This window comes from Skermanella sp. (genome assembly GCF_059503625.1).
Window position 1 is genome coordinate 1 of record NZ_JCACHA010000515.1, and the last position, 2,126, is coordinate 2,126.

The following is a 2,126-nucleotide window of genomic DNA, read 5'->3' on the forward strand; positions in this document are numbered from 1 at the left end:
TGTTCAAGGCGCTACGCGACCGGCTGGGCTTCACCAACCTGCGGTCAGCCGCTACCGGCGGTGCGGCGCTGGGACCCGAGACGTTCCGCTTCTTCATGGCGATGGGCGTGCCGCTGCGCCAGCTCTACGGCCAAACCGAGACGCTGGGGGCCTATACCATCCACACGGCGGGAGACGTGAACTTCGATACGGTCGGCAAGCCGTTCGACAGTGCTGTCGAGGTCAAGATCGACAACCCCGACCATAACGGCGTCGGCGAGATCGTGACCCGCCACCCCAACATGTTCGCGGGATATTTCGGGACCGAAGCCGCCTCCGCCGACCTGCGGGACGGCTGGATGCACACCGGCGACGCCGGCTATTTCGACAAGTCGGGACATCTCGTCGTGATCGACCGGATCAAGGACATCGCCACGACCAGCCTTGGCGACCGGTTCTCGCCCCAGTACATCGAGAACAAGCTGAAGTTCAGCCCCTATGTCGCCGAAGCCGTCATCCTGGGCGACCAGCGCGAGCATCTGGCGGCGATGATCTGCATCCGCTTCCCGATCGTCTCGAAATGGGCGGAGAAGAACCGGATCTCCTTCACGACCTACACCGATCTGGCGAGCCGCCCCGAAGTCTACGAAATGATCCGGCGCGAGGTCGAGACGGTCAACAAGACCCTGCCCGACGCCCAGCGCATCCGGAAGTTCCTGCTGCTCTACAAGGAACTGGACGCCGACGACGGCGAGCTGACCCGGACCCGCAAGGTACGCCGGAGCGTGATCGCCGAGAAATACGGCACCATCATCGACGCTATCTATGGCGGCCGCCCCAGCATCGACGTGGACACCACCATCGCCTACCAGGACGGCACGAAACAGCGCATCCGGACGGTCCTGAAAGTGGTCGATCTCGCGCCGGGCGACACGGCCCCGGCCTTTCCGAAGCGGGCGGCGTGATGGCGAGCGCGTTGCAATTTCGGGGAAGTTGGGGTAGAAGGGAGCTGCCGGAGGACGTTCTGAGCGCCCCCCGGCACCTCCTAGGCTCTGGTCACAAGCAGGCGGATGGAAATCCGCCAGACTCTGAGATCGAGCCACAGGAGGGTGGATGGTTTTCGCATCCATTCGCTCCTCGGTTAGCCGGTCGGGCCAATTCCCGGCCGGCGACCGGGACCATACCCCATACGATAGAATTCACCGAACGGCCGCGCGTGGCGATAGTGTCGCAACCGCCGGCTCCCGGATTCAAAAACAAAGCCAAGAACAAGAACGCGGCCTGGGAGGGAACCTCGCCATGAACTGGAACCTGCTGTTCCAGCTCGTCGTCAATGGCATCATCGTCGGCGCCCTCTACGGCGTCGTGGCCATGTCGTTCGTGCTGATCTACAAGGCAAGCCAAGTCGTCAACTTCGCCCAGGGCGAATTCCTGCTGATCGGGGCCTGGGCCTGCTGGTGGCTTTTGACGACCTACCAGATCCCCTTCGTCTGGGGCTTCCTGATCACGCTGGCCTTCATGATGACATTCGGTGTCATTCTCCAGATCGTCGTGCTGCGGCCGATGATCGGGGAACCGATCATTTCGGTCATCATGGTCACGATCGGCCTGTCGATCTTCTTCCAGGCCCTGATGAAGTGGATGTTCGGCGTCTTCGCCAAGCCCTTCCCGCCGATTTTCGAAACCCAGTCGGTCAGCGTCTTCGGGCTTCAGGTGCAAAGCGTCTACCTGATGAGCCTGGGCATCTCGCTGTTCATCATGGCCGGCTTCGGCTGGTTCTTCAAATATTCGAAGATGGGTCTGGCAATGCGGGCGACCGCCTTCGACCAGCAGGTGGCGCAGTCGCTCGGCATCTCCGTCCGCACCGTCTTCGCGCTGAGCTGGGCGATCTCCGCCATGGTGTCGTCGGTGGCGGGCGTGGTGGTCGGGACGGTCAACGGCGTGTCGTCCGCCCTGTCCTTCTTCGGCATCAAGGTCTTCCCGGCGGTGATCCTGGGCGGGCTGGACAGCATCCTGGGCGCCGTGATCGGCGGCCTGATCGTCGGATTGCTGGAGAACGTCGCGCACTTCTTCGACAGCCAGTTCCTCAACTGGGGAAACATGTACGAGATCGCCCCCTTCTACGTCCTGATCGTCATCCTGATGAT

At 62.5% G+C, this 2,126-nt stretch carries 2 protein-coding genes; both read left to right on the top strand.

Annotated elements, in window-relative coordinates; genetic code table 11:
* A partial coding sequence (locus tag AC5JJ6_RS11095) for an AMP-binding protein (protein ID WP_496042090.1) occupies nt 1-944 on the top strand: 944 nt, incomplete at its 5' end.
* Nucleotides 945-1,278: 334 nt separating this feature from the next.
* Nucleotides 1,279-2,126 (top strand): branched-chain amino acid ABC transporter permease (locus AC5JJ6_RS11100; RefSeq protein ID WP_496042091.1); only part of this gene is annotated, 848 nt, incomplete at its 3' end.